We start from the raw sequence: 23,954 nt of genomic DNA, 5'->3' as shown, positions 1-23,954 counted from the left end.
TTAGTCCTTATGCCGGAGCGGATCGCAGGCGGTGAGGTCGAGAGTAAGAGTCTGCTCTTCGATGAGCTCGCGGGTCGTGCGAGCAGCGAAAGCAGACAGCAGGATGCCGTGCCGGAAGTAGCCGGTGGAGACGATGATCTGTGGCGCGTGCGGGAGGCGCCCGAGGTAGGGGAGATCGTCGGGCGTGCCGGGGCGGGCGCCGGTGGTGACTTCGAGGAGTTCGCATTCCTCGAGGCCGGGGACGACGCGGATGGCGTCGCGGAGCAGGTCGTAGACGCTGCCGACGCGGCGGGGGAGGCTGTCTTCGCGGGTCGTCGCTCCCACTGCGATGGTGCCGTCGACGCGGGGGATGACGTAAATGGGGCGGTCCTCGACGAAGCCGCGGACAACGCGAGTGACAAGCGGCTGGAGAGAGACGGGTACGCGGAGGCGCAGAATGTCGCCATAGACGGGACGCAGCTGAAGCGGGTTCGTGTCCTCGTACCAGCCGTTGATGTGGGCGACGCCGAGTCCGGCTGCGAGCACCACAGTGTCAGCCTGGTGGGTGCCTTGGTCGGTGGTGACCGCGCCGTCTGGGGTGATACGGGCGACACGCTCGGTGCGGACGTCGACGCCGAGATTGCGCGCGGCGTCGAGGGCGGCCGCGGCGAACATCCGCGGGAAGAGCTGCGTGTCGCCGGGGATGGAGACGGCACCGGCGAGACGCGGGGAGAGCGCGGGCTCCATGGAACGGGCGGCTCGGGTCGTAATGCGTTCGACCTCCATGCCGTGGGCGGTCTGGTAGTCGAGCAGTTCGGAGAGGTGTTGCGCGTCCGCGCGGTCCGCGGCGACGACGAGGGTGCCCTCGGCGCGGTAGCCGGTGGGCAGGTCCGTGTGCGCGGCGACGAGTTCGATGAGCCGCGGGTGCCAGGCGCCGGCCGCCTGCATGAGTGGGAAGAGCGGGTCTTGCTGATAGACGACCTCGGCGGCGGGAGCAAGCATGCCGCCGGCGTGGTGCGTGGCGCCGGAGGCAGGCGCGGGATCAAGAACCGTGACGTTGTGGCCGGCGTTCGCGAGCTCGACGGCGGTGGTGAGGCCGACGATTCCGGCGCCGGCGATGACGACGTGGCTCATGCGCGCTCCTCGAAGGCGGCGCGGATCCGCGTGCAATAGGCGGCCGGATCGTCGGCATGCATGATGCCGCGCACGACGGCGACGCCCGCGACGCCGGTGGCGGCGAGGTCGGCCGCGTCGTCGACGGTGACGTCGCCGATAGCGATGACGGGCAGCTGCGACGCGGCGACGATGGCGGGATAGCCCGCGAGTCCCAGCGGTGGCCGGCCGGAGTCCTTCGTGGGGGTGGCACGGAAAGGACCGCAGCCGACGTAGTCGAGGACGTCCGCGTACTGGTTGGCGTCCTCGATGAGGGACAGGGTGCCGGTCGTGAGCCCGATGAGTGCGTCGGGGCCGAGGAGCTCGCGGGCCGCGCGGACGGAGAGATCGTCCTGGCCCAGGTGGACACCGGCGACGGGGAAGCCCGCCTCGCGCAGGGCGAGGGCGACGTCGACTCGGTCGTCGATGACGACGGCGGTGCCTGGGTTCGCGGCGTGGACGGCGGTGGACACAGCCGCGCCGAGGTCATAGAGGTCGCGCGCCGAAATGGGCTTCGAACGTACTTGGATGACCCCGGCCCCACCTGAAGCAGCTGCGGCGGCGCGGCGGGCGAGGGCATCGGAAGGCTCGGAACCTGTCACAAAGTAACAGCGCAGATCGGCGCGCATGGATTAAACCTCCTGGTAGATTTCGGAGCCGGCGGCGCGGAACTCGGCGGCTTTGAGGGCTTCTCCTGCTGCTTCTGCGGACGCGCCAGCGGGCGCAGGCATGGTGGGCATGCCGAGCTTCGCGCCGAAGGTGTCGCGAATGTCCTGGCTGATGCGCATGGAGCAGAACTTCGGGCCGCACATGGAACAGAAGTGGGCCGTCTTCGCAGGCTCGGCCGGCAGGGTTTCGTCGTGGTAGGCCTGCGCGGTATCCGGATCGAGGGAGAGCGCGAACTGGTCGTGCCAGCGGAACTCGAAGCGGGCCTTGCTCATCGCGTCGTCCCAGGCGCGGGCGCCGGGGTGCCCCTTGGCGACATCGGCGGCATGGGCCGCCAGCTTATACGTAATGACGCCGGTCTTCACGTCGTCGCGGTTGGGCAGGCCGAGGTGCTCCTTCGGCGTGACGTAGCAGAGCATCGCCGTGCCGCCCATCGCGATGTGGGCCGCACCGATGGCCGAGGTGATGTGGTCGTAGCCGGGCGCGATATCGGTGACGAGGGGACCGAGGGTATAGAAGGGGGCATCGGAAGCCCAGTCCTGCTCCAGCTCGTTGTTTTCCTGAATCATATTGAGCGGGACGTGGCCGGGGCCCTCGACCATGACCTGGACGTCGTACTCCCAGGCGCGACGGGTGAGCTCGCCGATGGTCTTCAGCTCCGCAAACTGCGCGGTGTCGTTGGCGTCCGCGAGGCAGCCGGGGCGCAGGCCGTCGCCGAGGGAGAAGGCGACGTCGTAGCGGGAGAAGATCTCGCAGAGCTCGTCGAAGTTCTCATAAAGGAAGGACTCCTTGTGGTGGGCGAGGCACCAGCCTGCCATGATGGAGCCGCCGCGGCTGACGATGCCGGTGACGCGCTCGGTGGTGAGCGGAATGTAGGGAAGCAACACGCCGGCGTGGATGGTCATGTAGTCCACGCCCTGTTCGCATTGCTCGATGACGGTGTCACGGAAGATCTCCCAGGTGAGGTCCTCCGCGATGCCGTTTACTTTTTCCAGTGCCTGGTAGATAGGCACCGTGCCAATGGGGACAGGGGAGTTGCGCAGGATCCACTCGCGGGTCGTGTGGATATCGTCGCCCGTGGAGAGATCCATGACGGTGTCCGCGCCCCAGCGAGTGGCCCAGCGCAGCTTTGACACTTCTTCCTCGATGGAGCTTGTGACCGCCGAGTTGCCGATGTTGGCGTTGATCTTGGTGAGGAACTTCCGGCCGATGATCATGGGCTCGGACTCGGGGTGGTTGATGTTGTTGGGGATGATGGCGCGCCCGCGGGCGACCTCGGAGCGGACGAACTCTGGATCGCAGTGCTCGCGCAGGGCGACGAATTCCATTTCCTTGGTGATAATGCCCTGGCGGGCGTAGTGCATTTGGGTGACGCGTTTGGTCCCCCTACGTGGCGTGGGCTTTGTGCCCTTCCATTCCTGGGACGCGGCACCACGCTTCTGGGCAGACTTGCCGTCGTCAGCGAGATCGCGTGCGCGGCCCTCGTATTCTTCGGTGTCGTTACGCTCTTCGATCCATGCTTGTCGCAGGGGCGGAAGCCCTTGCGTGGGATCGCATTCCGGGCCGCGGGTGCGGTAGATGCGGAAAGACTCGTTGGGGCCGGTGGGGGAGTCGTCGAGTTGGATTTCGGTTTCCGGGACCTCGAGACCCTTCTCACGGATCGGCGAGTAGGAGTGCTTGGGGTGGATTTCTTGCTCATGGGTAGCCGACATGGGCCTGACCTCTCTTCCTTCGCTGGTGCTAACCAGACAGGTTCGAACGGTGCGGCCGCGGTTCCAGCGGCCATCTCAGCCCGCTTCCATGCGGGCTCCCGTGGGGATAAGTGCGAGTCCTAGACTAAACACAAGGCCTCGGGTTTGTCAGCGATTTGAGAGATTTTGTTTGGGTGCAGGGGTTATGGAACAATAGATGGCTGTTCTATGTAACAGGCACGAACCGGTCAGCTTCCCTGAGGAAGCGCTTGGGTCCTCTGTCTTAAATTGAAAAGGAAAATCAATGACCAACAAGATTGATCTGCTGGACAAGGCCTCGCTGCGCGAGGACATCCCGAACTTCCGCCCGGGCGACACCCTTGACGTCAACGTCAAGGTCATCGAGGGCACCACCGAGCGTACCCAGCTGTTCAAGGGTGTCTGCATCCGCCGTCAGGGCGCTGGCATCCGCGAGACCTTCACCGTCCGTAAGGTTTCCTTCGGTATCGGCGTCGAGCGTACCTTCCCGGTGCACTCCCCGAACATCGCCTCCATCGAGGTCGTTCGCCGTGGCCGTGTCCGCCGTGCGAAGCTGTACTACCTGCGCGACCTGCGCGGCAAGAAGGCTCGCATCAAGGAGCGCCGCTAGTTCTAGCGCGCTGTTACCGCCTCGTCTCCTGTGCTGGAGCGGGGCGGTTCCGCCGTTTTATGCGGGGCTACACGGCACGGCTTAGAATTCCCTCGTGACGCTCTCTGCTCTCCGCTCTGTGCTTGCCTGCCTTCTGGTCGCTGTGATTGCCGTGCTTTCGGTGCATGCGGCCCCGCGCGCGGTCGCACGCCAGTGCACGGCCATTCACGTTCTGCAGGCGGCCGGCACGGGATTTAGCGCGCGGTATTACACCGCGGAGCCGGTGGGGCTCGACTTCAGCGGGTGGAATCCCGTAGATACGCTCCAGATTCGTCTCGGCGCAGATGATGTGAGCGGTACGAATATCCAATATCCGGCCTCCCTCGGCCGATTCAGCGCTTTCCAACCCAACGCGCTGGGTTCGGAAGCCGCGACCTATGGTGAATCCGTGCGTGCAGGCGTCGAGGACGCGCGCCGCGAGCTCGAGTACGTCGAGCGTGCGTGCCCTTCCACGCGCTACATGGTGATTGGCTACTCCCAGGGTGCCTCGGTCGCCGGTGATATCGCCGCAGAGATTTCCGCCGGCCGCGTGAAGGGCGTAACGCCTGACGATGTCGCCGCGGTCATCCTTGTTGCCGACCCCGGCCGCGCACGGCTCGGCGCCCCACCTGCACGACCCGCGAAGCTCTACGGTCCGGTGCCCGCGGGCACACGCGCGGCGAATGGCGAGATCATCCTCGACGGCGGGACGGGCGTGAGCGCTGGTCGCGAGGGCATGACCGGCCAGCGCCCCGGAAACTTCGCAGGCATGGAGGGCAAGGTTGTCTCCCTGCGCAATAACACGGACATGGCATGTGCGACGCCCTCGGATACCATCGTGCGCGATATCGCGGACTACGCCAATCGCGTCGAATAGGAGGGCCCTCGGATACGTTGACGCCCCGCGTGGTGGAGCGCTTCCTCGCCGGGATGTCAGAGGGCAAAGATGTGGGCGCGGCCTTGGCCGAGTCGGGTGCGTCCGTCCTCCAGGTGCCCACACTCGTGGCGACCGTGGCGGAGTTGTCCCAGTACTACCTGATTCTCGAGTCGCATACGCACCCGGGACTATCTATTGAGCAGCTCGTGGGTATCGGGCTCATCGCGGCGTTGCCCAACCTTGCGTATGAGGGCGCGATGTCGGACTATCTCATCCCGGTGCTCGAGGTCGCGTCCGAGCCGCTGAACTCGATAAGCCCCGAGGTCGGCGCCTGGTTCGACGTAGCAGTCGAGGGCTTCAAGGCCGTCGATGCCGCCGAATCCGTCTACTGGCAGGCCTATCACTTGGGACTCGCGCCGCAGCTGGACACGCCCACGCAGCTGCGCCAGCGTGCGGCGAAGCAGGTCACGACGCAGCTCGTCGCGCAGCTTCAACACGCGGCGGGATTGGATGCGGCGATGGCGGATCCAGCCAACCAAGGAACCATCAACTCGCTGCGCGTCGCCGGCGACTTCGGCTATACGCACGTGTCCTACTTCGAGCAGGGCTTCTACGTCGACGGCAAGCTAGGCCGCGACTGGGCGGACGAGTGGCTGCTTGAGGTCGCGCGGGGAGTGCTGCGGGAGCGCTAAATGTCGCGCTGACGCGATGCGTAGCCGACGGCGAGACTTGGGCATCCGAGGGATCTGCAGTACGCGGCGAGTCGTGTTGTAGGCTTTAGCCCGTGACTAATAATGCTGTACCCGCATCCGGTGACTCGCACGTGCCGGGTGTGCCGGATGAGACCAGATCGAAGAACGAGAAGAAGCAGAAGAAGCAGCTGCCGTGGCTGGTAGAGACTCTGCTCATCGTCGTCGCGGTGCTCGCGGTGGTGGGTTTGGTGCAAAACACTATCGGCCGCCAGTACGTCATTCCGTCCGCGTCCATGGAGCCGACGCTGCATGGCTGCCAGGGATGCACGGGCGACCGCATCTTCGTCGAGAAGGTCAGCTACTACGGGGATAAGCATCCGGAGCCGGGCGATGTTGTGGTCTTCAAGGGCACGGACTCGTGGAATGGCGCGTATACCTCGCCGCGCTCGGATAACCCGACCATCCACAAGATTCAGGACGCACTGTCCTACGTCTCGCTGACGCCACCGGATGAGAACACGCTGGTCAAGCGCGTCATTGCGACGGGTGGCCAGACGGTCTCGTGCCAGGCGGGCGACCCGGCCGTTATGGTCGACGGCAAGCCTATCGATCAGTCCTATATCCAGAACCCGCCCACGTACCCCGTCGATGAGTCGAACGGCTCGGAGGAGTGCGGCGGCCCGTACTTCGGTCCGATCACCGTGCCGGAGGGCAACTATTGGGTGATGGGCGATAACCGCACGAACTCGCTTGATTCGCGTTACCACATGCAAGACGAATACCAGGGCACGATCCCGGAGGAGAATATTCGCGGCAAGGTTTCCTTCATCTTCTTCCCGTTCACGCGCATTGGCGGCGTTGATGCCATCGACATCCAGGGCTGACACTCACCGCCTGCCGCGCGAACCTCAGCGCATTACGCTGGGGCAATCCGTGCGGGATGACGCCTCATGGCTGCTGAAAACCATGCTCGCCGCCTTCGTACTGTTGGCGGTGGGATCGGCGCTCATCGGACGCATCTACGTTATCCCGTCGGGGTCCATGGAACCGACGCTCCACGGGTGCCAGGGCTGCAACGGGGACCGCATCGCGGTGGAAAAAGTGAGCTACTACTTCGCAGATCCCAAGCCCGGGGATGTCGTCGTCTTCGAAGGCGAGCCCTCGTGGAACACGACGTATGAGCTGCAGCGATCGCATAACGTGTTTATTCGCGGCCTGCAGAACCTCTTCGCCGCGGCGGGCCTTATTCAGGGCGACGCGAATATCCTCGTCAAGCGCGTCATCGCGACCGAAGGCCAGACGGTCTCGTGCCAGGCGGGGGACCCCGGCATCATGGTTGATGGCCAGGCGCGCACGGAGCCGTACGTGCTTCAGCCCCCGCAGAATCCTATTTCGCCGGAGACGGGCTCGCTGGCCTGCGGCGGCGATTACTTCGGACCGGTCACAGTACCCGAGGACCACATCTGGGTCATGGGAGATAACCGCACGAACTCCGCAGATTCCCGCGCGCACTTGGGTGACGCGGAGCAAGGCACCATTCCGGTCGACAACGTGCGCGGCAAGGTTCGTGCCATCGTCATGCCGTTGAGCCGCATCGGCACCGTTGAGCATGCGCACGCTTAAACAGCAGCGCACCTACGAGGTCGCGCTCGCCCAAGCCGGCTTGGGGCCCGTCGCAGGCGTAGACGAAGCCGGCCGCGGCGCGTGCTGCGGTCCTATCACCATCGCCGCGTGTGTGCTACCCCAGCGGATTATCCCGGAGCTGGCGACGCTCACGGACTCGAAGAAGCTCACGCCCGCCGCACGCGAGAAGCTCTTTCCTATCATCAAGGCGAAGGCGCTTGCGTGGTCGGTCGTCCACATCGAGGCCTCAGACATCGACTACTGGGGCATTCAGCATGCCAACGTCTCCGGCATGCGCCGCGCCGTCGCGCGCCTCGAGGTGCGCCCGCGTTATGTGCTTACCGATGCCCTCAAGGTCCCCGGTCTGCCCGTGCCCCAGCTCCCGATGGTAGGCGGCGACGCCGCCGCGCGGTGTATCGCCGCGGCGAGCGTGCTGGCCAAGGTGAGCCGTGACCACATTATGGTGGACCTCGACGAGCGTTACCCAGGCTATGGGCTTGCGGGGCATAAGGGCTACGGGACCAAGACACACGAGGGGGCCATCGGAAAGCTGGGCGCCACGCCGGAGCACCGCATGAGCTATGCGAACGTGGCCCGAGCGCAGGCGGAATTTCTCGCGCGTGGCAACGTGGCGCGGGCGTAACGGGGCGCTAGAGTTTAAAGCCTGTAAGAACGAGGTAACTTTCTCAAGGAGCAACGATGAGCGCTGAGGAACTGGACAACTACGAGGCCGAAGTCGAGCTGTCCCTCTACCGCGAATACCGCGATGTGGTGAGCCAATTCTCTTATGTCGTGGAGACCGAGCGCCGCTTCTACCTTGCCAACGCCGTCGAGCTCATCCCGCACACCTCCGGCTCGGACGTCTACTACGAGGTCCGCATGTCTGATGCCTGGGTGTGGGACATGTACCGCTCCGCGCGTTTCGTCCGTTACGTCCGCGTCATTACGTACAAGGACGTCAATATCGAGGAGCTCGATAAACCGGACTTCATCATGCCGGATTAGGCGCGTTCGTGCCGGTGCCATTCACACCGGCATGAGACCTGTCAATGTGTTGAACAATCTCTCTGTGGATAACTCATATCGTGAACTACGTTATCCACAGAATCGGGGCCGCCCGCGAGGCGGCCCCTTGTCGTTGTGGTGTATCTGCCGCTTGGCTAGGTACGAGGCCGTAGTACTGCGGTCCGTAACTAACTAGGAGACAGACACATGCAAACGAAAACTCAGGCTCGTACGCACCTGGCCCGGCGCGGGGAAAGCTGGGCCGCCCGCTTTTATTGCGCTCGGGGCGCGACGGTGCTGGGATGCAACGTCGCTTACGCGTGCGGCGAATTAGACCTCATTGTCCGTGAGAAGGACGGCACCATCGTCTTCGTGGAGGTAAAGACGCGTTCCACGCCGGCCTTCGGCGTGGCGGAGGCTGTCACCCCGCGCAAGCTCAAGCGCATGCGCAAGGCCGCGCAGCAGTGGCTCGCCGGGGCCCGGCCGCTCACCGACGTGCGCTTTGACGTCCTCGCGCTCACCGCTCGCGGCGACGACTTTGACGTGGACTATTACGCAGGAGTCGAACATGGCGCTGGGTAAGGCTGCGACGACGGCCCTCGACGGCGTGCTCGCGCATCCGGTCCACGTCGAGGCGAATATCGGGGTGGGCCTGCCCGGCATTCAGATCGTGGGTATGGCCGATACCGGAATCAGCGAGGCGCGCTCGCGGATTCGCACCGCCGTGTCTAATAGCACGCTGCCGTGGCCAAAGACGAAGATCATCGTGTCCATGGCGCCCGCGAGCCTGCCCAAGTCCGGCGCGCACTTCGATCTGCCCATTGCACTCGCCATTCTCACCGCGGGGCTGACGGAACAGGAAGAAGAGCTAGGCGGCTTCGGGCTCTCCGGCGATATCGTGCGCCGTCTGGAGACAACGCTCTTCCTCGGGGAGCTGGGCCTCGACGGCACGGTGCGTCCCGTGCCCGGCGTTATTCCTGCGCTGCTCGCCGCGCAAAACCACGGCTTCGAGTCGCTCGTCATCCCGCCTGGCAACGCGGCGGAGGCCGCACTCGTGCCCGACATGCCCGTCTATGTTGCGCGCACGCTTGCCGATGCCTTCGGCTGGGCGTGTGGCCGTCGCCTCCTGCCTCGCGCGGGGTCGCTGGCGCAGCCCACGCGCCCCGAGGCTGGGCCGGCGCCCTGCATGAGCGATATCGCGGGACAGCATGCGGCCAAGCATGCGGCCGAGGTCGCTGCCGCCGGTGGGCACCATCTGCTCATGCTCGGCCCGCCTGGCGCGGGCAAGTCCATGATTGCTGCTCGCTTGCCGTCCATTTTGCCGCCGCTCACCACGGAGCAGTCCCTGGAAGCCACCGCCATTCACTCCATCGCGGGCTCGCCGGGACGCGTCGTGGAGGCCGCGCCCTTCGTCGCGCCGCATTCCTCCATTACCCGCGCCTCCTTGCTCGGCGGCGGCTCAGGGCGCCCGCGGCCCGGCGCGGTCTCGCTCGCGCACCATGGCGTGCTCTTCCTCGACGAGGCCTCCGAGGTCGCCGCCGGCGCCCTCGATGGCTTGCGTGCCCCACTCGAGGAAGGCGAGGTGAGGCTCGTGCGCTCGCGCCGGGAGGTCGTCTACCCGGCGCGCTTCCAACTCGTGCTTGCTGCGAACCCATGCCGTTGTGCCGCCGAGGACCCGGCGCGGTGCACGTGCACGCCGGGACAGCGGCAGGCCTACCTGTCCAACCTTTCCGGTCCGTTGCGCGACCGTCTCGACATGGTCCTGCGGCTCTCGGGCCGTTCAGCACAGCTCCACGCGGACGGGGAGGAGACCTCGGCGGCTATCGCGGACCGCGTCGCCGCCGCGCGCGAGCGTTCTCGTGCGCGTTGGCAGGCGGCCGGTCTCCAGGTCCACACCAACGCGGGCATGCCCTCCGCCCTCCTGCGTCGGCGCTTTCCCGCGGAGGACGACGCGATGGAGCTCCTGCGCGCGTACCTCGCGACGGGAGAGCTAAGCCAGCGTGGCGTGGACCGCACGCTCAAGCTCTCGTGGACGCTCGCGGATCTGGCGGGGCAGGATCGCCCGACCATCGAACACGTATCCTCCGCCCTTGATCTTCGCGGCGACGCCGTTCGCGAGGAGGTGGCGGCATGACCGAGCTTAAGTTGGATACGCCGCTGCAGGCGTGGGTCTACCTCAACCGCGTGGTGGAAGGTCCGTCGCGCACGCTGGCCGCGCTGCTTCAGGACTACACCCCGGAGCACATTGCGCACGGCATTTATCACCAGGCGGACTGGCTGGGTGCGCTGCGCGACGAGACCTCGGCGCGCCGGGACTGGCTGCGCCAGGACGAGGACATCGCGGCCGCGGAGAAAGTGGGCGCACGGCTCATCACGCCGGAGAGTCCCGAGTGGCCGGCCGCGCAGTTCAACTCCGCCTTCGGCTTCTATGCGGCGGGGCTTGCCGATGCCCCCGCGGACTTCGACAAGGCCGCCGTCGCGCCCCATTGCCTGTGGGTCCGCGGTGCTCCGGTGGGCGAGGTCGTTAGCCAGGCCGTCGCTGTCGTGGGCACGCGCGCGATTACCCGCTACGGCTTTGACGCGACGCGCCTCATGGTTTCCGGACTCGTGCCACACCAGTGGACGATTGTTTCGGGTGGTGCGATGGGTGTCGACACCGTTGCACATGAGCAGGCGCTCGAACATGGCGGTATCACCGCGGTGGTCGCCGCGTGCGGCATCGACGAGCCGTATCCCGCGCGCAACGCAAAGCTCTACGAGCGGATCGTGGACCGCGGCGGGACCATCCTCACTGAATTCGCGCCGGGCTCGAAGCCGCAGCGCCATCGGTTCTTAACCCGCAATCGTTTGGTCGCGGCACTCACATCGGGCGCGGTGTGCATCGAGGCGGCCTTTCGTTCGGGAGCGCTCAATACGCTCAACTGGACGGAGGCGCTTGGCCGTGTCGCGATGGTGGTGCCCGGACCGATTACGGGGCCAGGCTCGGTGGGATGTCACAAGCGCATCCAGGAACATCGCGCGCAGCTCGTCATGAGCCCCGACGGTGTGCGCGAACTCCTCGAGCAGGTCGGTGCCGTCGACGAGGAAGCGCAGTTGGAACTCGTCTACGCGCCCTCGAAGACGCAGCGGCTGTCCCGTAACGAGCTGCAAGTTTTCGGCTCGACGCCGGTCGACGAGACGGCGAGCGCCCAAGACATCGCACGCGAGGCGGGGCTGCGGCTGCCGCTTACCATCCATCTGCTCGTCACCTTGGAGAAGCAGGGGCTGGTCGTGCGCCGCGGCGGACAGTGGCAGCGCCTCGACGTGGACTAACCACGGGTATACTCTGGCCCCATGAGTAACACGCCGGGCGGTCAGCTTGAGCAGGCCATCGAGGATTTTGCCGAGTACCAACGTCTAGTGCTCGGCCGATCCGAGGCCACCATCCGCGGCTACCGCTCGGATCTGCGCGACCTGGCCGCGCGCGTGCCGGACTTCGCGCATTTCACGCTCGACGCCCTGCGTGCGTGGCTGGGCGATGCCGTGGCGGCGGGGAAGTCCCGTGCCACGCTCGCTCGGCGCACCGCGGCCGCGCGTGCTTTCTCCACGTGGGCGGCGCGCGAGGGCTACCTCGCCGCGGATGTCGCCGCGCGGCTCGTCACGCCTAAGGTGGGCCGCCACCTGCCCAAGGTTCTCGCCCAGGACGAGGCAGGGGAGCTTATGGGCAATGCTGTGTCTCCGGACGAGAAGCACTTCCTGCGCGACAGCGCGATGCTCGAGCTGCTCTACGCTACGGGCATGCGCGTCGCGGAGCTCACCGGGCTTAATGCGGGTGATGTCGACTTGTCACGCCGCACCGCGCGCGTGACCGGTAAAGGCAATAAGCAACGCGTCGTGCCCTTCGGACATGCCGCCGCAGACGCGATTGCCGCGTGGCTCGACGTGCGCGGCGAGTTTCCACCCGCAGCAGACGAGAACGCGCTTTTTCTCGGCACGCGCGGCAAGAGGATCGACCAGCGTCAGGTGCGCCGCGTTGTGGAGCGCGCCAGCCAGGTCACCGGGACGACGGGACTAACACCACACGGGCTGCGGCACTCGGCGGCGACACACCTGCTCGAGGGCGGCGCCGACCTCCGCGTGGTCCAGGAAGTGCTGGGACACGCCTCGCTCCAGACAACGCAGGTCTATACCCACGTCTCCGCGGCACGCCTGAAGAAGATTTACGAGCAGGCGCACCCGCGGGCTTAAGGACGCAGACCTAGACGGGCTTCAGGCGGATCGTGGGGGCATCAAGAAGCTCGAGTGGATTGAGATAAGAATCCGGGCCGTCGAGTGCGCCCCAATGCAGGCCGGGATAGCCGTCGAAGGTAGGCGCGAGCGTGCCGAGTACGTCTCCGGCGGCGACTGTCTGCCCGACCTGGACGTGGGCGTAGACGGGGGAGTAAGTGGTGCGCAGTCCGTCCGCGTGCTCGACGGAAACCGACGGGGTGCCGGCGACAACGCCTGCGAAGGCGACGGTCCCGGGGCCCGCGGCGGCAATGGGCTGGCCAACGTCTGCCGCAAGATCGACGCCGCGGTGTCCCGGCAGCCAATTGTGGTCCGGATTATCGAAGGCGCGGATAACGCGGAGTGGAACGGGTGGCGAATAGCCGCGGGCGGAGGGCTGCGCGGCGGTGGGCGATGGTGCGGCGGCGGCCGGAAGCGTAGCGCCTGTGGCGAAAGTGGTTGCAGTAATAAGGAGAGAACTAAAAATGAGGCGAGAGAGTTTCATGGTCTCCACCATGCCGGATTTTGGGGCAGAGCGCTAGGTTGTGTTGGTGGGATTTTGCAGGCAGTTCGCGTGCGCGCCGTTTTGGCAAAGCGTGGCGAAGCATATAAGCTATCCGGCAGCAGTGTGTCCTTTGGACTCATTGACTACGCGCGGCAAGAACAATGACGCAGTCAACGTGGTCCCGAATCTGTTCATGACTTGGGTGTTGACAGCTAGGACTTGCAGCCAGGGTGTGGGATAAAAGCCCGCACAACACGTATTGGAAAACCTAAAGAAAATAGAAAGCGAGCGAATCATGGCAGTTGTAACCATGCGCGAGCTCCTCGACGCCGGTGTCCACTTCGGGCACCAGACCCGTCGCTGGAATCCGAAGATGCGTCGTTTCATCTTCACTGACCGTAATGGCATCTACATCATCGACCTGCAGCAGACGCTGACTTACATTGACGAGGCTTTCGAGTTCGTCAAGGAGACCGTCGCACACGGCGGCACCATCCTGTTCGTGGGTACGAAGAAGCAGGCTCAGGAAGCCGTGGCTGAGGAAGCTACCCGCGTGGGTATGCCGTACGTCAACCACCGCTGGCTGGGCGGCATGCTCACCAACTTCCAGACCGTGTCCAAGCGTCTGAAGCGCATGAAGGAGCTTCAGGCCATGGACGCCGCTGAGGATGGCTACAAGGGCCGCACCAAGAAGGAAGTTCTCATGCTCACCCGCGAGCGCACGAAGCTGGAGCGCGTCCTGGGCGGCATCTCTGACATGTCCAAGGCTCCGTCCGCCCTGTGGATTGTTGACACCAACAAGGAGCACATCGCGGTCAAGGAAGCTCACAAGCTCAACATCCCGGTTGTTGCCATCCTTGACACCAACTGCGATCCGGACGAGGTCGACTTCCCGATTCCGGGCAACGACGACGCCATCCGCGCCACCAAGCTGCTCACCGGCATCATCTCCACCGCTGTGGAAGAGGGCAAGAAGGCTCGCGAAGAGCGCCAGCTTGCCGCTGCTAAGGAAGCCGCTGGCGACTCCGCAGAAAAGGAGCAGCGCGACGCCGCTGAGGCCGCTGCTGCATCCGACCCGGCTTCTGCCGAGTCCGCTGAGTAATACAGATTAATTTCTGTGGCTGACTTTTAAACCCCCGTTGTGCCGACTAAGGCCACGGGGGTTTGTCGTGACACGACGTGTCTCACGTGCATCGCGCGCGTGTGGAGCCGTGGCACGGTATTTCGACGGCGCGGGGGCATTTTTCTAGCCCCCTAGAGCGGCGCGCGGCGCGTGCGTCGACTACGCTGTTTCAACGAACATTGTTTGATCAACAAGGAGGATCGCCCCAACTATGGCGAACTACACTGCTGCAGACGTCAAGGCCCTGCGCGAAGCTACCGGCTCTGGCATGCTCGATTGCAAGAAGGCCCTGGAAGAGTCCAACGGCGACTACGACAAGGCTGTTGAGATCCTGCGCATCAAGGGCGCAAAGTCCGTCTCCAAGCGTGCGGACCGCGAGGCTTCTGAGGGTCTCATCGCCGTCTCCGGCAACACCATGGTCGAGATCAACTGCGAGACCGACTTCGTGGCAAAGAACGACGCCTTCAAGTCCTTCGCAGCCAAGATCGCTGAGGCCGCAGGCGAGGCTAAGGTCAACTCCGCTGAGGAGCTCAATGCTCTCGAGATCGACGGCAAGACCGTCGCCGACATTGTGACCGAAGAGTCCGCAAAGACCGGTGAGAAGCTGCAGGCTGCCCGCGCTGCCACCATCGAGGGCGACAACGTCGCCGTCTACCTCCACCAGCGTTCCGCAGACCTGCCGCCGGCAGTGGGCGTTCTCGTTGCCTACGAGGGCAACGCTGAGGCCGCACACCAGGCTGCTCTGCAGATCGCCGCGATGAAGGCTGAGTACCTCACCCGCGAAGAGGTTCCGGCTGAGGTCGTCGAGAAGGAGCGCGAAATCGCTGAGGCCACCACCCGCGAAGAGGGTAAGCCGGAGAAGGCTATCCCGAAGATCGTGGAAGGCCGCCTGGGTGGCTTCTTCAAGAACGTTGTCCTGCTCGAGCAGGCCGCACTGGAGGACCACAAGAAGACCGTCAAGCAGGTTCTTGACGAGGCTGGCACCACCATCACCGCCTTCAAGCGTTTCGAGATCGGTGCCTAAGTCTCACTCCCGCGGCAGGGTTACTGCTGCTGCGTGAGGGCGAACTTTCGCTCGAAAATCAGCCCACGCTCCGCTTCCGCGGGGACGTGGGCTTTTGCGTGCCGCCGGCGAGGCGCGGTGTTAGGTAGCGGGGCGTCCTAACAGGTAAGATGGTCGGAGAAAATTGTGCCCCTTTAAGTGGAAGGACGTCTCCAGGTGACTACCCCGGATTCCAAGCGAACTGCGTACAAGCGAGTGATGCTCAAGCTGGGTGGTGAAATGTTTGGCGGCGGCAAGGTCGGCATCGATCCGGACGTCGTCGAAAACGTCGCCCGCCAGATCGCGGACATTTCCAAGCAGGGTACCGAGGTCGCCGTGGTCATCGGTGGCGGCAACTTCTTCCGTGGCGCGGAGCTCTCCCAGCGCGGCATGGACCGTGCGCGCTCGGACTACATGGGCATGCTCGGCACCGTTATGAACTGCCTGGCCCTCCAGGACTTCCTGCAGCAGCAGGGCGTGGATTGCCGCGTGCAGACCGCCATCAACATGGCGCAGATCGCGGAGCCGTACCTGCCGCTGCGCGCTGACCGCCACCTGGAGAAGGGCCGCGTGGTTATCTTCGGCGCTGGCATGGGTATGCCGTACTTCTCCACGGACACGACCGCGGCACAGCGTGCCTTGGAGATTGGCGCCGAGGTCCTTTTCCTCGCCAAGGCCGTGGACGGTGTCTATTCGGACGACCCGCGCACCAACCCGGACGCGGAGCTCTACACGGAAATCACGCCGCGCGAGGTCATCGAGAAGGGCCTGAAGGTTGCAGACGCCACCGCGTTTAGCCTGTGCATGGACAACAACATGCCCATCCTGGTCTTCAACCTGCTCACTGAGGGCAATATCGAGCGCGCCGTCAAGGGCGAGCCTATCGGTACCCTCGTTCAGTCGAAGTAAGCCCCGCCGGGGAATATGACCCGCAAGCGGCGAAAAACCTGCTAGATTTTCTACCCAGCACCTACGACACACAGAAGGAACATTCTTCCTCATGATTGATGAGATTCAGCTCGACGCCGAAGAGCACATGACCGCCTCGGTGGAGCACACCCGCGAGCAGTTGGTGACCATCCGCACAGGCCGTGCCAACCCGGCCATGTTCAACGGTCTCGTGGCCGAGTACTACGGCGTGATGACCCCCATTACCCAGATGGCGACCATCTCGGTTCCGGAGCCACGCATGCTGCTCATCAAGCCCTACGAGCAGTCCATGATGAACGAGATCGAGAACGCTATCCGTAACTCGGACCTGGGCGTCAACCCGACCAACGACGGTCAGGTTCTGCGTGTGACCATTCCGCAGCTGACCGAGGAGCGTCGCCGTGACATGGTCAAGCTCGCCAAGTCCAAGGGCGAGGATGGCAAGGTGGCCATCCGTAACCTGCGCCGCAAGGCCATGGAGCAGCTGAAGAAGCTGCAGAAGGATGGCGACGCGGGCGAAGACGAGGTCGTCGCCGCAGAAAAGGAGATGGAGAAGATCACCGCCTCCTACATCGACCAGGTGGACAAGCTCGTCGCCGCTAAGGAAGACGAGTTGATGGAGGTCTAGACCCTCCGCACCACATGTACACAACAAGCCGTCGGACGCATTCACGCTTCGGCGGCTCGTTTCATGCCCTACCCCGCGAAAGGATGTCTGGTCGTGCCCGATACCGCCTCCCAGAATCGCCACCTGCCTAAGCCGAAGAATGGCGCCGGCCGCAACCTACCGGCAGCCATCGGCGTGGGCGTGGGGTTGGGCGCACTCGTCGTCTTTGCCGTGTGGGCGGGTCCGCTCGCGTGGTATATCGTGGTGGCGGCCGCGCTGGGATTTTCCATGTGGGAGGTCACCACGCGACTGCGTGAGCATTCCTACCAAGTGCCGCGCACGTTGCTGATCGTTTTGTGCCAGGTCATGATTTGGGCCTCGTGGGTGGCAGGGGCGTCAGGCCTCGTGGCGGTCTACGTGTTGAGCGTCCTGGCGCTCATGTTTGGCCGACTCTTCCACAACGGTCGGCACCGTCCGCCCATTAACTACCTGCGCGATATGTCCGTCGGGTTGTTCGTGCTCACGTGGATTCCACTCTTCGGCTCGTTCGCGGCGATGTTGTCGTACATCGATACGCCATTGGCCTCGGGTGCCGCGTCGATTATCGTCTTTATGCTCTGCGTCGTCGCGTCCGATACCGGTGGTTACGTCGCTGGCGTTATGTTCGGCTCGCATCCCATGGCCCCGGCTGTCTCGCCGAAGAAGTCCTGGGAGGGCTTCGTGGGCTCCATCGTCTTTGGCACGCTCACCGGCGCGCTGGCGGTGAAGCTCTTGCTCCATCACGACGCCTGGGTCGGCGCCATCATGGGCTTGCTGCTCGTCTTTTGCGCGACGCTGGGTGATCTCGTGGAATCCCAATTTAAGCGCGAGCTGGGCATCAAGGACATGTCGCATATCCTGCCCGGCCACGGCGGACTCATGGACCGCCTCGACGGCATGTTGCCGTCGGCCATGGTGACCTGGGTGGCGATGAACGCCCTCGCCACCGGCTTCGTGCCGTTGCCGTAGCCACCACGCACACAAAAGCCGCGTCCACGAGGACGCGGCTTTTCATTATGCGGTGAAGCGTTAGTGGCGCTGGGCCTGCTTGCGCACCTGGCGGCGCAGCTCGAACATGCGCCAGCCGCCCACAAGCGCCATGATGAGCGCGCCGGCGATGGCGAAGATGAGGAACGCGATGCCTGCGGGCAGCTGGCCGGACCAATTGAAGAAGTTGAGCTCGGCCGGCTGCTGATTCTGCAAGATAAAGATGATGAGCAGAATTAGCAGCAGGAAGCCCACGATGAGCGCGGCCCACGTGCTGGCAGCAAAGGACCCCTTCACCTTGGACTGCTCCTTTTGAAACTCGGCGAAGGCGACGCGGTCCTCCGCAGAGAACGAGTCCTGAGCGACAGGAACCGGAGCGGGAGCAGACGCTGGGGTGGAGTCGGGCGTAGCGGAGGGGGCATCGGCAAGCTCAGCGGAGGGGTCGGGCTGAACGTTACGGGGGTCCTTGGAAGTCATGGATACCAAGATACCGGCGCGGCGTTGACTTCATCACTTTAGGTTCCTTTTAATTAGCCGTTGAGCGCCGAGAGTGGGACAATAGCGAGCACCATGGCTGAACCTTTGAAACTGAATTTCTCCGCCCCGCGGCGTGGCTTGCCGCCGAAGCACTTTGCGGACTTTACTGTCGACGAGCGCGTTGCGAAGCTCGCCGAGCTGGGACTGCCCAAGTTCCGCGCCAAGCAGCTGGCGAAGCATTACTACCAGCACCTCACCAACGACGTTGAGAAGATGACGGATATCCCGGCCGAGAAGCGTGCGGCCGTGCAGGAAGCCCTCTTTCCGGAACTCATGACGCCCATCCGCCAGACCTCGACGGACGATGGCTCGACCACGAAGTCCCTGTGGCGCCTCCACGATGGCACGCTGCTCGAGTCCGTGCTTATGCGCTACCCGGGCCGCGCCACCCTGTGCATTTCGTCCCAGGCGGGCTGCGGCATGGCCTGCCCGTTCTGTGCCACCGGCCAGGGCGGCCTCGACCGCAACCTGTCCACCGCGGAGATCGTGGAGCAATTCCGTAACGCGTCCGCGCAGATGGAGGCCGAGGGCGGTCGCCTGTCCAACGTCGTGTTCATGGGCATGGGCGAGCCGCTGGCCAACTACAAGCGCGTGATGCACGCGGTACGCCAGATCACCGGCCAGGACGGCGAAGGCTTTGGCCTCTCCCAGCGCAACGTCACCGTGTCCACGGTGGGTCTGGCGCCGGCCATCCGCAAGTTCGCGGACGAGGGGCTGGCCTGCACCCTGGCTGTCTCGCTCCACACGCCGGATGATGAGCTGCGCGATAGCCTCGTGCCGGTGAACAACCGCTGGCCGGTCTCCGAGGTCCTCGACGCCGCGCGTTACTACGCCGACAAGTCAGGCCGCCGCGTCTCCATTGAATACGCGCTCATCCGCGATAAGAATGACCAGGGCTTCCGCGCGGACATGCTCGGCCGCAAGCTGCACCAGGCGCTGGGCTCCAAGGTCCACGTCAACGTCATTCCGCTTAACCCGACCCCGGGTTCCGAATGGGACGCAGCACCGAAGGCCCGCCAGGACGAGTTCGTCCGCCGGGTCATCGCGCAGGGCGTGCCGTGCACGGTGCGCGACACCAAGGGCGACGAGATCGCCGCGGCCTGCGGCCAGCTCGCCGCCGACGAGCGCGAGTCCGCGTAAAGCAGACCATTTTTAGTTAAGGTGTGGAGACATGACGTCTCCACACCTTTCTGCTTTAGTACCCGACCCGCGCGAGTGCGCCTTTGCGGTGCGCGACCTCGCCAAGGCCTTTGACGGCCGCCCCGCTGTCCAAGGCTTGAGCCTCGACGTCCCCCGCGGCGCCATGTACGGCGTGGTGGGGCCCAACGGCGCAGGCAAGACCACCATGCTCACCATGGCGTGCGGCTTGTTGCGCCCGGACCACGGCGCGTCCTTTATCGCGGGGCACTCCGTCTGGGAGGATCCACTGCCCGCCAAGGCCGCCGTCGGCTTGCTCATGGACGGCGCTCCCGTCTTCGACCGGCTTACCGGCGCGGAATATCTCTACTACTTGGGCGCTCTGCGCCGCCTCCCGGAGGAGGAGTCCACCCGCCGCGCCGCGCAGCTCCTCCAGGCTCTCGGGCTTTCCGATGCCGCCTCCAAGCCCATCGCCGATTACTCGGCCGGCATGACGAAGAAGATCTTGCTCGCCGGCGCACTGCTCCATTCGCCGGAGGTGCTCGTCCTGGACGAGCCGCTCGAGGCCGTTGACCCTGTCTCCGGACGCCTTATCCAACAGATGCTGCGTTCCTTTGCTGCACGCGGTGGCACCGTCGTGTTATCTTCCCACGTCATGAGCCTCGTGGAGGGACTGTGTGATCACGTGGCGATCATCGACCAAGGTAGCGTCGTCGCGTCCGGTCACGTGGACGAGGTGCGCGACGGGCGCAGCCTCACCGACGTCTTCGTGGACCTCGTGGGTGGCGGCGACTTCGACGAGGCCTCGCTCGACTGGCTGGGGGAGGGCTCGCGATGACCCGCACCCTCATCACACTTCACCGCACATTGTGGACCCGCGCGCTGCACTCCAACCCGCAGCAGTTCATCCTGGCCTTCCTCATCGGGTTTTACGGACTTCTCGGCCTGGTCTCGCTCAGCCTGGCGGGCTACATGGATTTTGCCGATGCTACCCACAGCTTTCACGTCCTCACCGTCATCAACGGTCTCGGCGTCGCCATGTATATTCTGCTGTCCGTCATGATGCCGGCGGGGGAGAAGCAGCTCACCCCTGCCGAACTGGGGACTTTCCCGCTGAGTTACCGCGAGGTACGCCCCGCGCTCGCGTGGTCCCTGTTTCTCACCACCCGCTCCATCATTGCGACCCTCTTCACTGTCATCTTCGCCGTGGGCGGCGCGGTCTTTCTCACCACGCACGGCCGTCCCCTGCTCGCGGCCGCGTTCGTAGTCTCCATGGCGTTCTCGCTCGCGCTCACAGTCTTTGCCGCAGACCTCGTGGGCGCCCTCGGCTCGGCCGCGCTGAGCAAGGACAAGGCGAACCTCGTCATGGGCCTGGGCGGCGTGGCGCTCCTCTTCATCTTCACGAACCTGCAGGGCATCCTGAACAACATCGTGCCGCTGGGCACCGTGGGCGGGGTCCTCGCCTGGACGCCGCTGTCCGCGCTCACCGGATGGGTGGCCTCGCTGGCCGACGGTGCCCTCGCCCCGGCGCTGGCGCAGCTGCTCATCGGCCTGGTGACCCTCGCCCTCCTCGCCTGGGGCTGGGACCTCACCGCGCGCCAAACCTTCGAAAGCCCCGTCCACGGCAACGCCCCGAGCGCCGCCCCACGCGCCGAGGGTGTCACGGCCCTTTCGCTCGGCGGTCTGGCCTACCGCAGCCCCGCGTGGATGGAGTACTCTCGTTCCCTGCGCTACTTCTTCCGCGACTCGCGGCTCACCATGACGCTCGTCATGCTGCCCGTCTTCCTCGCCTTCGCCTTGTACCAGCTCTGGCGCGGCGAGGAGGTCCTCGGGTACTTCTTCGTGGGCTACCTGGGTGTTCTCGGCGGCATCGTGGCCATCAACGACTGTGGTTACGACGGACCTTCCCTGTGGGTGAAGATGCTCGCCCCCGTGCGCGCCTCGGTCCTCTTCCGCGCGCGGCACTGGGCGCACCTCACAACCACCGCCGTGGTCATCGCGCTCGGCGCGGTCGTCCTTCTCCTCCTGGCACCGGACCGCGCCTTCGCCGCCTGCATAGCCGCCCTTGCCGTGGGCATGGTGCTCTCCTCCGGCAGCTTCGCCGCGCTGCTCTCCGCGTTCAACCCGTATCCCGTCTCTCCGCCCGGCACCAACCCATGGACGGATAAGTCCGGATACTCCGCCGGTGCCTTCATCGCTGCAATCGTGTGCTTCTTCTTCGGTTGGCTACCCGCCGCTCCGGGCATCATCATGGTGATCCTCGGCGCCGACTCCGGTCTCAAGTTCGCTGGCGCCGCCGTCGGACTCGTCGTCCCCGCCGCCATCTACGTCCTTGCGCTGTGGCTGGCCTCCCGCCGCGTCGACGCTCAGATGCCGGAGATCTATGCGAAGGTGCGCACGTACGTGTCGTGATAGCGCAACGGCGAATAACCTTCGGCTGAAGGTGACAATCCAGAATAGAAGTTCTTGCGATGGCCAAGGTGGACCACCACGACGCGCAATTTCTTGACTCCCCAGGACTTGACCTCAATGCACCTCATGTGCACGTCGTGGGGAGAGGGGGCGGTCACGCAGAGTACGTAGCGCGAAAACAACGAAAGCCTCCGCACCAGGCGGAGGCTTAAAGCCGTGAGAAGCAGCAGCGCTTAGTGAGCGGCGTGCTTGCCCTCGGTAACGGCGCGCAGGTGGGTTACGTGGGCCGGGTCGATGTTGAGGGCACGAAGCTCATCATCGGTCAGCTCGGCGTAGGTGTGGCCCAGGGTCTTCTGTTCGTATGCCCACTCCGGCTCGGCGTGGCCGAGCGGCTGGTTGCGGGCGGTAAGGGTTCGCACGTTGGCGAGCTTCGGCTGGAAGAGGTGGATGAGCAGCAGAAGCGCAATAACGACAGCCAAAAGAATAAGGAAGATGGTCTCCACGTGGCCCTTGTGGTTACCGAAGTTGAACATCAAGAGCATGAAGACGGAGAACCAACCGGCAATCTGGATGCCGCTGCGCGGGGTCTTGGACCAGCCGAACGCTGCAGACGGGACGTCGTCGGTGGAAACGCCGTTGTAGACCTCAGAGGTCACTTTGTGGGAAGACACTTGTTCTCCTTCGCGTGTACGTGCCTATTTGTCCCCAATAGAATAGTCCATGGCCCGCCGGAACGTGGCACTTACCCCCGAGATTTCGAGCTCCACGCGAGGAAGTAAACTACGTCACACCCGCGTGGGTGGAGGGGCGTCCCGAGCGACCTACTACAGTAGGGGCTCGTGACTCATCCCGACATTGCAGCGCAGCATGCGCCAGAGACTGCACAACGCGTCCTTATCCTCGGCTCCACAGGTTCCATTGGCACCCAGGCTTTGGAAGTCATCGCGGATAATCCCGATAAGTTTGTCGTCGTCGGCATCGCGGCTGGCGGCGGACACCCGGACCTCGTCATCGATCAGGCGAAGGCCCTCAACCTTTCGGCTAACCACGTCGCCGTCGCCAACACGCACGCCGCGGATAAGGTGAGCGCGGCTCTTGGCGGCGCGGTCCTCGAGGGGCCAGACGCCGCGGAGCGGCTCACCCGTGAGGTGGAAGCCGACACGGTCCTCAACGGACTCGTGGGCTCCATGGGGCTTGCAGCCACCCTCGCGACCATCGAGATGGGGGAGTACCTCGCCCTCGCCAACAAGGAATCCCTCGTCGCCGGCGGAAAGCTGGCCATCAACCTGGCCAAGCCGGGCCAGATTATTCCGGTGGACTCGGAGCACTCCGCCATGGCGCAGTGCCTGCGCTCCGGCGAGCGTGGCGAACTCGACAAGCTGGTGCTGACGGCATCGGGAGGCCCCTTCCGTGGCTGGACCCGCGAGCAGATGTGGGACGTCACGCCTGAGCAGGCCGCGAAGCACCCCACGTGGTCCATGGGGCAGATGAATACGCTGAACTCCGCGACGATGATCAATAAGGGCCTGGAGCTCATCGAGGCCACCCTGCTCTTCGACATCGAGCCCGAGCGCATTGACGTCACCGTCCACCCGCAGTCCATCATTCATTCCATGGCGACGTTTGTGGACGGCGCCACCATCGCGCAGGCCTCTCCGCCGTCGATGAAGCTTCCCATTTCCCACGCGCTCTACTGGCCGCGACGTGTGCCGGACGCGCAACCGCAGCTCGACTTCAGCCAGGTTTTGGACTGGCACTTTGAGCCGCTTGACGATGCCGCCTTCCCGGCCGTCCAGCTCGCCCGCGAGGCCGCACAAAACAGCTCAGGCGTGGTCTACAACGCGGCGAACGAGCAGGCCGCCGCCGCCTTCCTTGCTGGTCGCATCCACTTCCCAGAGATAGTGGACACAGTCGCGCACGTGATGGGCCAGTATTCTCAGTTGGCTGGTGTACTCTCTAGCGTCGATGACATCCTCGCCGTGGAGCGCGAGGCGCGCGCCAAGGCGGACGCGCGAATTGAACAGATCGCACGCTAGGA

Annotated in this window: 26 protein-coding genes and 1 riboswitch; of the genes, 20 read left to right on the top strand and 6 right to left on the bottom strand. The window is 64.7% G+C overall.

Annotated features, from left to right (window positions below):
• The 3 genes from thiO to thiC form a co-directional block, all read right to left on the bottom strand.
• Positions 1 to 1,113: a glycine oxidase ThiO gene (thiO, locus tag HMPREF3227_RS09945; RefSeq protein ID WP_066512686.1), complete on the bottom strand. Its 1,113-nt coding sequence runs from the start codon at positions 1,111 to 1,113 to the stop codon at positions 1 to 3.
• The gene (locus HMPREF3227_RS09940; protein WP_066486889.1) at positions 1,110 to 1,760 is read right to left on the bottom strand and encodes a thiamine phosphate synthase; all 651 of its coding nucleotides are present in this window, start codon (positions 1,758 to 1,760) and stop codon (positions 1,110 to 1,112) included. The genes thiO and HMPREF3227_RS09940 overlap by 4 nt, the downstream gene beginning before the upstream one ends.
• Before the next feature lie 3 nt (positions 1,761 to 1,763).
• Positions 1,764 to 3,509 (bottom strand): phosphomethylpyrimidine synthase ThiC, encoded by a 1,746-nt coding sequence (gene thiC / locus HMPREF3227_RS09935; RefSeq protein WP_066512683.1) that lies wholly within the window; start codon positions 3,507 to 3,509, stop codon positions 1,764 to 1,766.
• A riboswitch (TPP riboswitch) is annotated at positions 3,506 to 3,621 on the bottom strand. Its footprint overlaps the gene before it by 4 nt.
• Positions 3,622 to 3,792: 171 nt before the next feature.
• Here thiC and rplS point away from each other — a divergent pair.
• The 11 genes from rplS (at position 3,793) to HMPREF3227_RS09880 (ending at position 12,579) form a co-directional block, all read left to right on the top strand.
• Positions 3,793 to 4,137, top strand: coding sequence for a 50S ribosomal protein L19 (gene rplS / locus HMPREF3227_RS09930; protein WP_066486884.1), 345 nt, complete (start codon positions 3,793 to 3,795; stop codon positions 4,135 to 4,137).
• Between the two features lie 94 nt (positions 4,138 to 4,231).
• Positions 4,232 to 5,032 (top strand): cutinase family protein, encoded by an 801-nt coding sequence (locus tag HMPREF3227_RS09925; RefSeq protein ID WP_066512677.1) that lies wholly within the window; start codon positions 4,232 to 4,234, stop codon positions 5,030 to 5,032.
• 17 nt (positions 5,033 to 5,049) lie between these two features.
• Entirely contained in the window at positions 5,050 to 5,724 is a 675-nt protein-coding gene (locus tag HMPREF3227_RS09920; protein ID WP_156452989.1) for a hypothetical protein, read from the top strand.
• Between the two features lie 131 nt (positions 5,725 to 5,855).
• Positions 5,856 to 6,608 carry a signal peptidase I gene (gene lepB, locus HMPREF3227_RS09915; protein ID WP_231725020.1) on the top strand — a complete coding sequence of 251 codons (753 nt, stop codon included), beginning with the start codon at positions 5,856 to 5,858 and terminating at the stop codon, positions 6,606 to 6,608.
• 82 nt (positions 6,609 to 6,690) lie between these two features.
• Positions 6,691 to 7,347 (top strand): signal peptidase I, encoded by a 657-nt coding sequence (gene lepB / locus HMPREF3227_RS09910; protein ID WP_230384067.1) that lies wholly within the window; start codon positions 6,691 to 6,693, stop codon positions 7,345 to 7,347.
• The gene (locus HMPREF3227_RS09905) at positions 7,334 to 7,990 is read left to right on the top strand and encodes a ribonuclease HII (protein WP_066512669.1); all 657 of its coding nucleotides are present in this window, start codon (positions 7,334 to 7,336) and stop codon (positions 7,988 to 7,990) included. Before lepB (HMPREF3227_RS09910) ends, HMPREF3227_RS09905 begins: the two co-directional genes overlap by 14 nt.
• A gap of 56 nt (positions 7,991 to 8,046) precedes the next feature.
• Positions 8,047 to 8,352, top strand: a complete 306-nt coding sequence (locus HMPREF3227_RS09900; RefSeq protein WP_066486858.1) for a DUF2469 domain-containing protein — start codon at positions 8,047 to 8,049, stop codon at positions 8,350 to 8,352.
• 207 nt (positions 8,353 to 8,559) lie between these two features.
• Positions 8,560 to 8,934, top strand: a complete 375-nt coding sequence (locus HMPREF3227_RS09895) for a YraN family protein (protein WP_066512666.1) — start codon at positions 8,560 to 8,562, stop codon at positions 8,932 to 8,934.
• Complete coding sequence (locus HMPREF3227_RS09890) at positions 8,921 to 10,486, top strand: YifB family Mg chelatase-like AAA ATPase (protein WP_066486848.1); 1,566 nt, start codon at positions 8,921 to 8,923, stop codon at positions 10,484 to 10,486. The genes HMPREF3227_RS09895 and HMPREF3227_RS09890 overlap by 14 nt, the downstream gene beginning before the upstream one ends.
• Positions 10,483 to 11,664 (top strand): DNA-processing protein DprA, encoded by a 1,182-nt coding sequence (gene dprA / locus HMPREF3227_RS09885; RefSeq protein WP_066486844.1) that lies wholly within the window; start codon positions 10,483 to 10,485, stop codon positions 11,662 to 11,664. The genes HMPREF3227_RS09890 and dprA overlap by 4 nt, the downstream gene beginning before the upstream one ends.
• A gap of 21 nt (positions 11,665 to 11,685) precedes the next feature.
• Positions 11,686 to 12,579, top strand: a complete 894-nt coding sequence (locus HMPREF3227_RS09880; protein WP_066486843.1) for a tyrosine recombinase XerC — start codon at positions 11,686 to 11,688, stop codon at positions 12,577 to 12,579.
• Positions 12,580 to 12,589: 10 nt separating this feature from the next.
• On the opposite strand, the gene HMPREF3227_RS09875 is transcribed toward HMPREF3227_RS09880, so the two are convergent.
• Entirely contained in the window at positions 12,590 to 13,102 is a 513-nt protein-coding gene (locus HMPREF3227_RS09875; protein ID WP_066487205.1) for a M23 family metallopeptidase, read from the bottom strand.
• A 295-nt stretch (positions 13,103 to 13,397) separates the two neighbouring features.
• Here HMPREF3227_RS09875 and rpsB point away from each other — a divergent pair, with 295 nt between their 5' ends.
• The 5 genes from rpsB to HMPREF3227_RS09850 all read left to right on the top strand — a co-directional run bounded on the left by rpsB (position 13,398) and on the right by HMPREF3227_RS09850 (position 17,812).
• The gene (rpsB, locus tag HMPREF3227_RS09870) at positions 13,398 to 14,204 is read left to right on the top strand and encodes a 30S ribosomal protein S2 (RefSeq protein ID WP_066512658.1); all 807 of its coding nucleotides are present in this window, start codon (positions 13,398 to 13,400) and stop codon (positions 14,202 to 14,204) included.
• A gap of 232 nt (positions 14,205 to 14,436) precedes the next feature.
• Positions 14,437 to 15,249 carry a translation elongation factor Ts gene (gene tsf, locus HMPREF3227_RS09865; RefSeq protein ID WP_066486835.1) on the top strand — a complete coding sequence of 271 codons (813 nt, stop codon included), beginning with the start codon at positions 14,437 to 14,439 and terminating at the stop codon, positions 15,247 to 15,249.
• Positions 15,250 to 15,486: 237 nt separating this feature from the next.
• On the top strand, positions 15,487 to 16,176 hold the full coding sequence (gene pyrH / locus HMPREF3227_RS09860) for a UMP kinase (protein ID WP_066486831.1): 690 nt from the start codon (positions 15,487 to 15,489) through the stop codon (positions 16,174 to 16,176).
• Positions 16,177 to 16,267: 91 nt separating this feature from the next.
• On the top strand, positions 16,268 to 16,825 hold the full coding sequence (gene frr / locus HMPREF3227_RS09855) for a ribosome recycling factor (protein WP_066486825.1): 558 nt from the start codon (positions 16,268 to 16,270) through the stop codon (positions 16,823 to 16,825).
• A 93-nt stretch (positions 16,826 to 16,918) separates the two neighbouring features.
• Positions 16,919 to 17,812, top strand: a complete 894-nt coding sequence (locus HMPREF3227_RS09850; protein WP_197429525.1) for a phosphatidate cytidylyltransferase — start codon at positions 16,919 to 16,921, stop codon at positions 17,810 to 17,812.
• A gap of 60 nt (positions 17,813 to 17,872) precedes the next feature.
• Here HMPREF3227_RS09850 and HMPREF3227_RS09845 read toward each other — a convergent pair whose 3' ends face one another.
• On the bottom strand, positions 17,873 to 18,307 hold the full coding sequence (locus HMPREF3227_RS09845) for a LapA family protein (RefSeq protein ID WP_066512656.1): 435 nt from the start codon (positions 18,305 to 18,307) through the stop codon (positions 17,873 to 17,875).
• Positions 18,308 to 18,400: 93 nt separating this feature from the next.
• Between HMPREF3227_RS09845 and rlmN the strand changes: the two genes are divergently transcribed.
• From rlmN to HMPREF3227_RS09830, 3 genes are read left to right on the top strand one after another with little or no spacing between them, the layout of a single operon-like run.
• Positions 18,401 to 19,507, top strand: coding sequence for a dual-specificity RNA methyltransferase RlmN (gene rlmN, locus HMPREF3227_RS09840; protein WP_066486812.1), 1,107 nt, complete (start codon positions 18,401 to 18,403; stop codon positions 19,505 to 19,507).
• A gap of 31 nt (positions 19,508 to 19,538) precedes the next feature.
• Positions 19,539 to 20,342 carry an ABC transporter ATP-binding protein gene (locus HMPREF3227_RS09835; protein ID WP_066512651.1) on the top strand — a complete coding sequence of 268 codons (804 nt, stop codon included), beginning with the start codon at positions 19,539 to 19,541 and terminating at the stop codon, positions 20,340 to 20,342.
• Entirely contained in the window at positions 20,339 to 21,916 is a 1,578-nt protein-coding gene (locus HMPREF3227_RS09830; protein ID WP_066512648.1) for a hypothetical protein, read from the top strand. Before HMPREF3227_RS09835 ends, HMPREF3227_RS09830 begins: the two co-directional genes overlap by 4 nt.
• A 233-nt stretch (positions 21,917 to 22,149) precedes the next feature.
• Here HMPREF3227_RS09830 and HMPREF3227_RS09825 read toward each other — a convergent pair whose 3' ends face one another.
• Positions 22,150 to 22,587 (bottom strand): DUF2631 domain-containing protein, encoded by a 438-nt coding sequence (locus tag HMPREF3227_RS09825; protein WP_066512645.1) that lies wholly within the window; start codon positions 22,585 to 22,587, stop codon positions 22,150 to 22,152.
• 183 nt (positions 22,588 to 22,770) lie between these two features.
• Here HMPREF3227_RS09825 and dxr point away from each other — a divergent pair, with 183 nt between their 5' ends.
• A complete protein-coding gene (dxr, locus tag HMPREF3227_RS09820) occupies positions 22,771 to 23,952 on the top strand; it encodes a 1-deoxy-D-xylulose-5-phosphate reductoisomerase (protein ID WP_066512815.1) in 1,182 nt (393 codons plus the stop codon).
• The last annotated feature ends 2 nt before the right edge of the window (positions 23,953 to 23,954 follow it).

Origin of the sequence: Corynebacterium sp. CMW7794 (genome assembly GCF_001563605.1) — a bacterium.
Classification (GTDB): domain Bacteria; phylum Actinomycetota; class Actinomycetes; order Mycobacteriales; family Mycobacteriaceae; genus Corynebacterium; species Corynebacterium phoceense.
The sequence above is the reverse complement of the archived record's forward strand: the minus strand, read 5'-3'. Positions and strand labels throughout refer to the sequence as shown.

Bases quoted from the DNA above. Each gene is read 5' to 3' on its own strand.
- lepB (WP_230384067.1), top strand. From the start codon at position 6,691: ATGCTCGCCGCCTTCGTACTGTTGGCGGTGGGATCGGCGCTCATCGGA.
- rpsB (WP_066512658.1), top strand. From the start codon at position 13,398: ATGGCAGTTGTAACCATGCGCGAGCTCCTCGACGCCGGTGTCCACTTC.
- HMPREF3227_RS09890 (WP_066486848.1), top strand. From the start codon at position 8,921: ATGGCGCTGGGTAAGGCTGCGACGACGGCCCTCGACGGCGTGCTCGCG.
- HMPREF3227_RS09830 (WP_066512648.1), top strand. From the start codon at position 20,339: ATGACCCGCACCCTCATCACACTTCACCGCACATTGTGGACCCGCGCG.
- HMPREF3227_RS09895 (WP_066512666.1), top strand. From the start codon at position 8,560: ATGCAAACGAAAACTCAGGCTCGTACGCACCTGGCCCGGCGCGGGGAA.
- dprA (WP_066486844.1), top strand. From the start codon at position 10,483: ATGACCGAGCTTAAGTTGGATACGCCGCTGCAGGCGTGGGTCTACCTC.
- HMPREF3227_RS09900 (WP_066486858.1), top strand. From the start codon at position 8,047: ATGAGCGCTGAGGAACTGGACAACTACGAGGCCGAAGTCGAGCTGTCC.
- HMPREF3227_RS09940 (WP_066486889.1), bottom strand. From the start codon at position 1,760: ATGCGCGCCGATCTGCGCTGTTACTTTGTGACAGGTTCCGAGCCTTCC.
- HMPREF3227_RS09835 (WP_066512651.1), top strand. From the start codon at position 19,539: ATGACGTCTCCACACCTTTCTGCTTTAGTACCCGACCCGCGCGAGTGC.
- HMPREF3227_RS09845 (WP_066512656.1), bottom strand. From the start codon at position 18,307: ATGACTTCCAAGGACCCCCGTAACGTTCAGCCCGACCCCTCCGCTGAG.
- frr (WP_066486825.1), top strand. From the start codon at position 16,268: ATGATTGATGAGATTCAGCTCGACGCCGAAGAGCACATGACCGCCTCG.
- thiO (WP_066512686.1), bottom strand. From the start codon at position 1,113: ATGAGCCACGTCGTCATCGCCGGCGCCGGAATCGTCGGCCTCACCACC.
- rlmN (WP_066486812.1), top strand. From the start codon at position 18,401: ATGGCTGAACCTTTGAAACTGAATTTCTCCGCCCCGCGGCGTGGCTTG.
- HMPREF3227_RS09905 (WP_066512669.1), top strand. From the start codon at position 7,334: ATGCGCACGCTTAAACAGCAGCGCACCTACGAGGTCGCGCTCGCCCAA.
- HMPREF3227_RS09875 (WP_066487205.1), bottom strand. From the start codon at position 13,102: ATGAAACTCTCTCGCCTCATTTTTAGTTCTCTCCTTATTACTGCAACC.
- rplS (WP_066486884.1), top strand. From the start codon at position 3,793: ATGACCAACAAGATTGATCTGCTGGACAAGGCCTCGCTGCGCGAGGAC.
- pyrH (WP_066486831.1), top strand. From the start codon at position 15,487: ATGCTCAAGCTGGGTGGTGAAATGTTTGGCGGCGGCAAGGTCGGCATC.
- tsf (WP_066486835.1), top strand. From the start codon at position 14,437: ATGGCGAACTACACTGCTGCAGACGTCAAGGCCCTGCGCGAAGCTACC.
- thiC (WP_066512683.1), bottom strand. From the start codon at position 3,509: ATGTCGGCTACCCATGAGCAAGAAATCCACCCCAAGCACTCCTACTCG.
- HMPREF3227_RS09880 (WP_066486843.1), top strand. From the start codon at position 11,686: ATGAGTAACACGCCGGGCGGTCAGCTTGAGCAGGCCATCGAGGATTTT.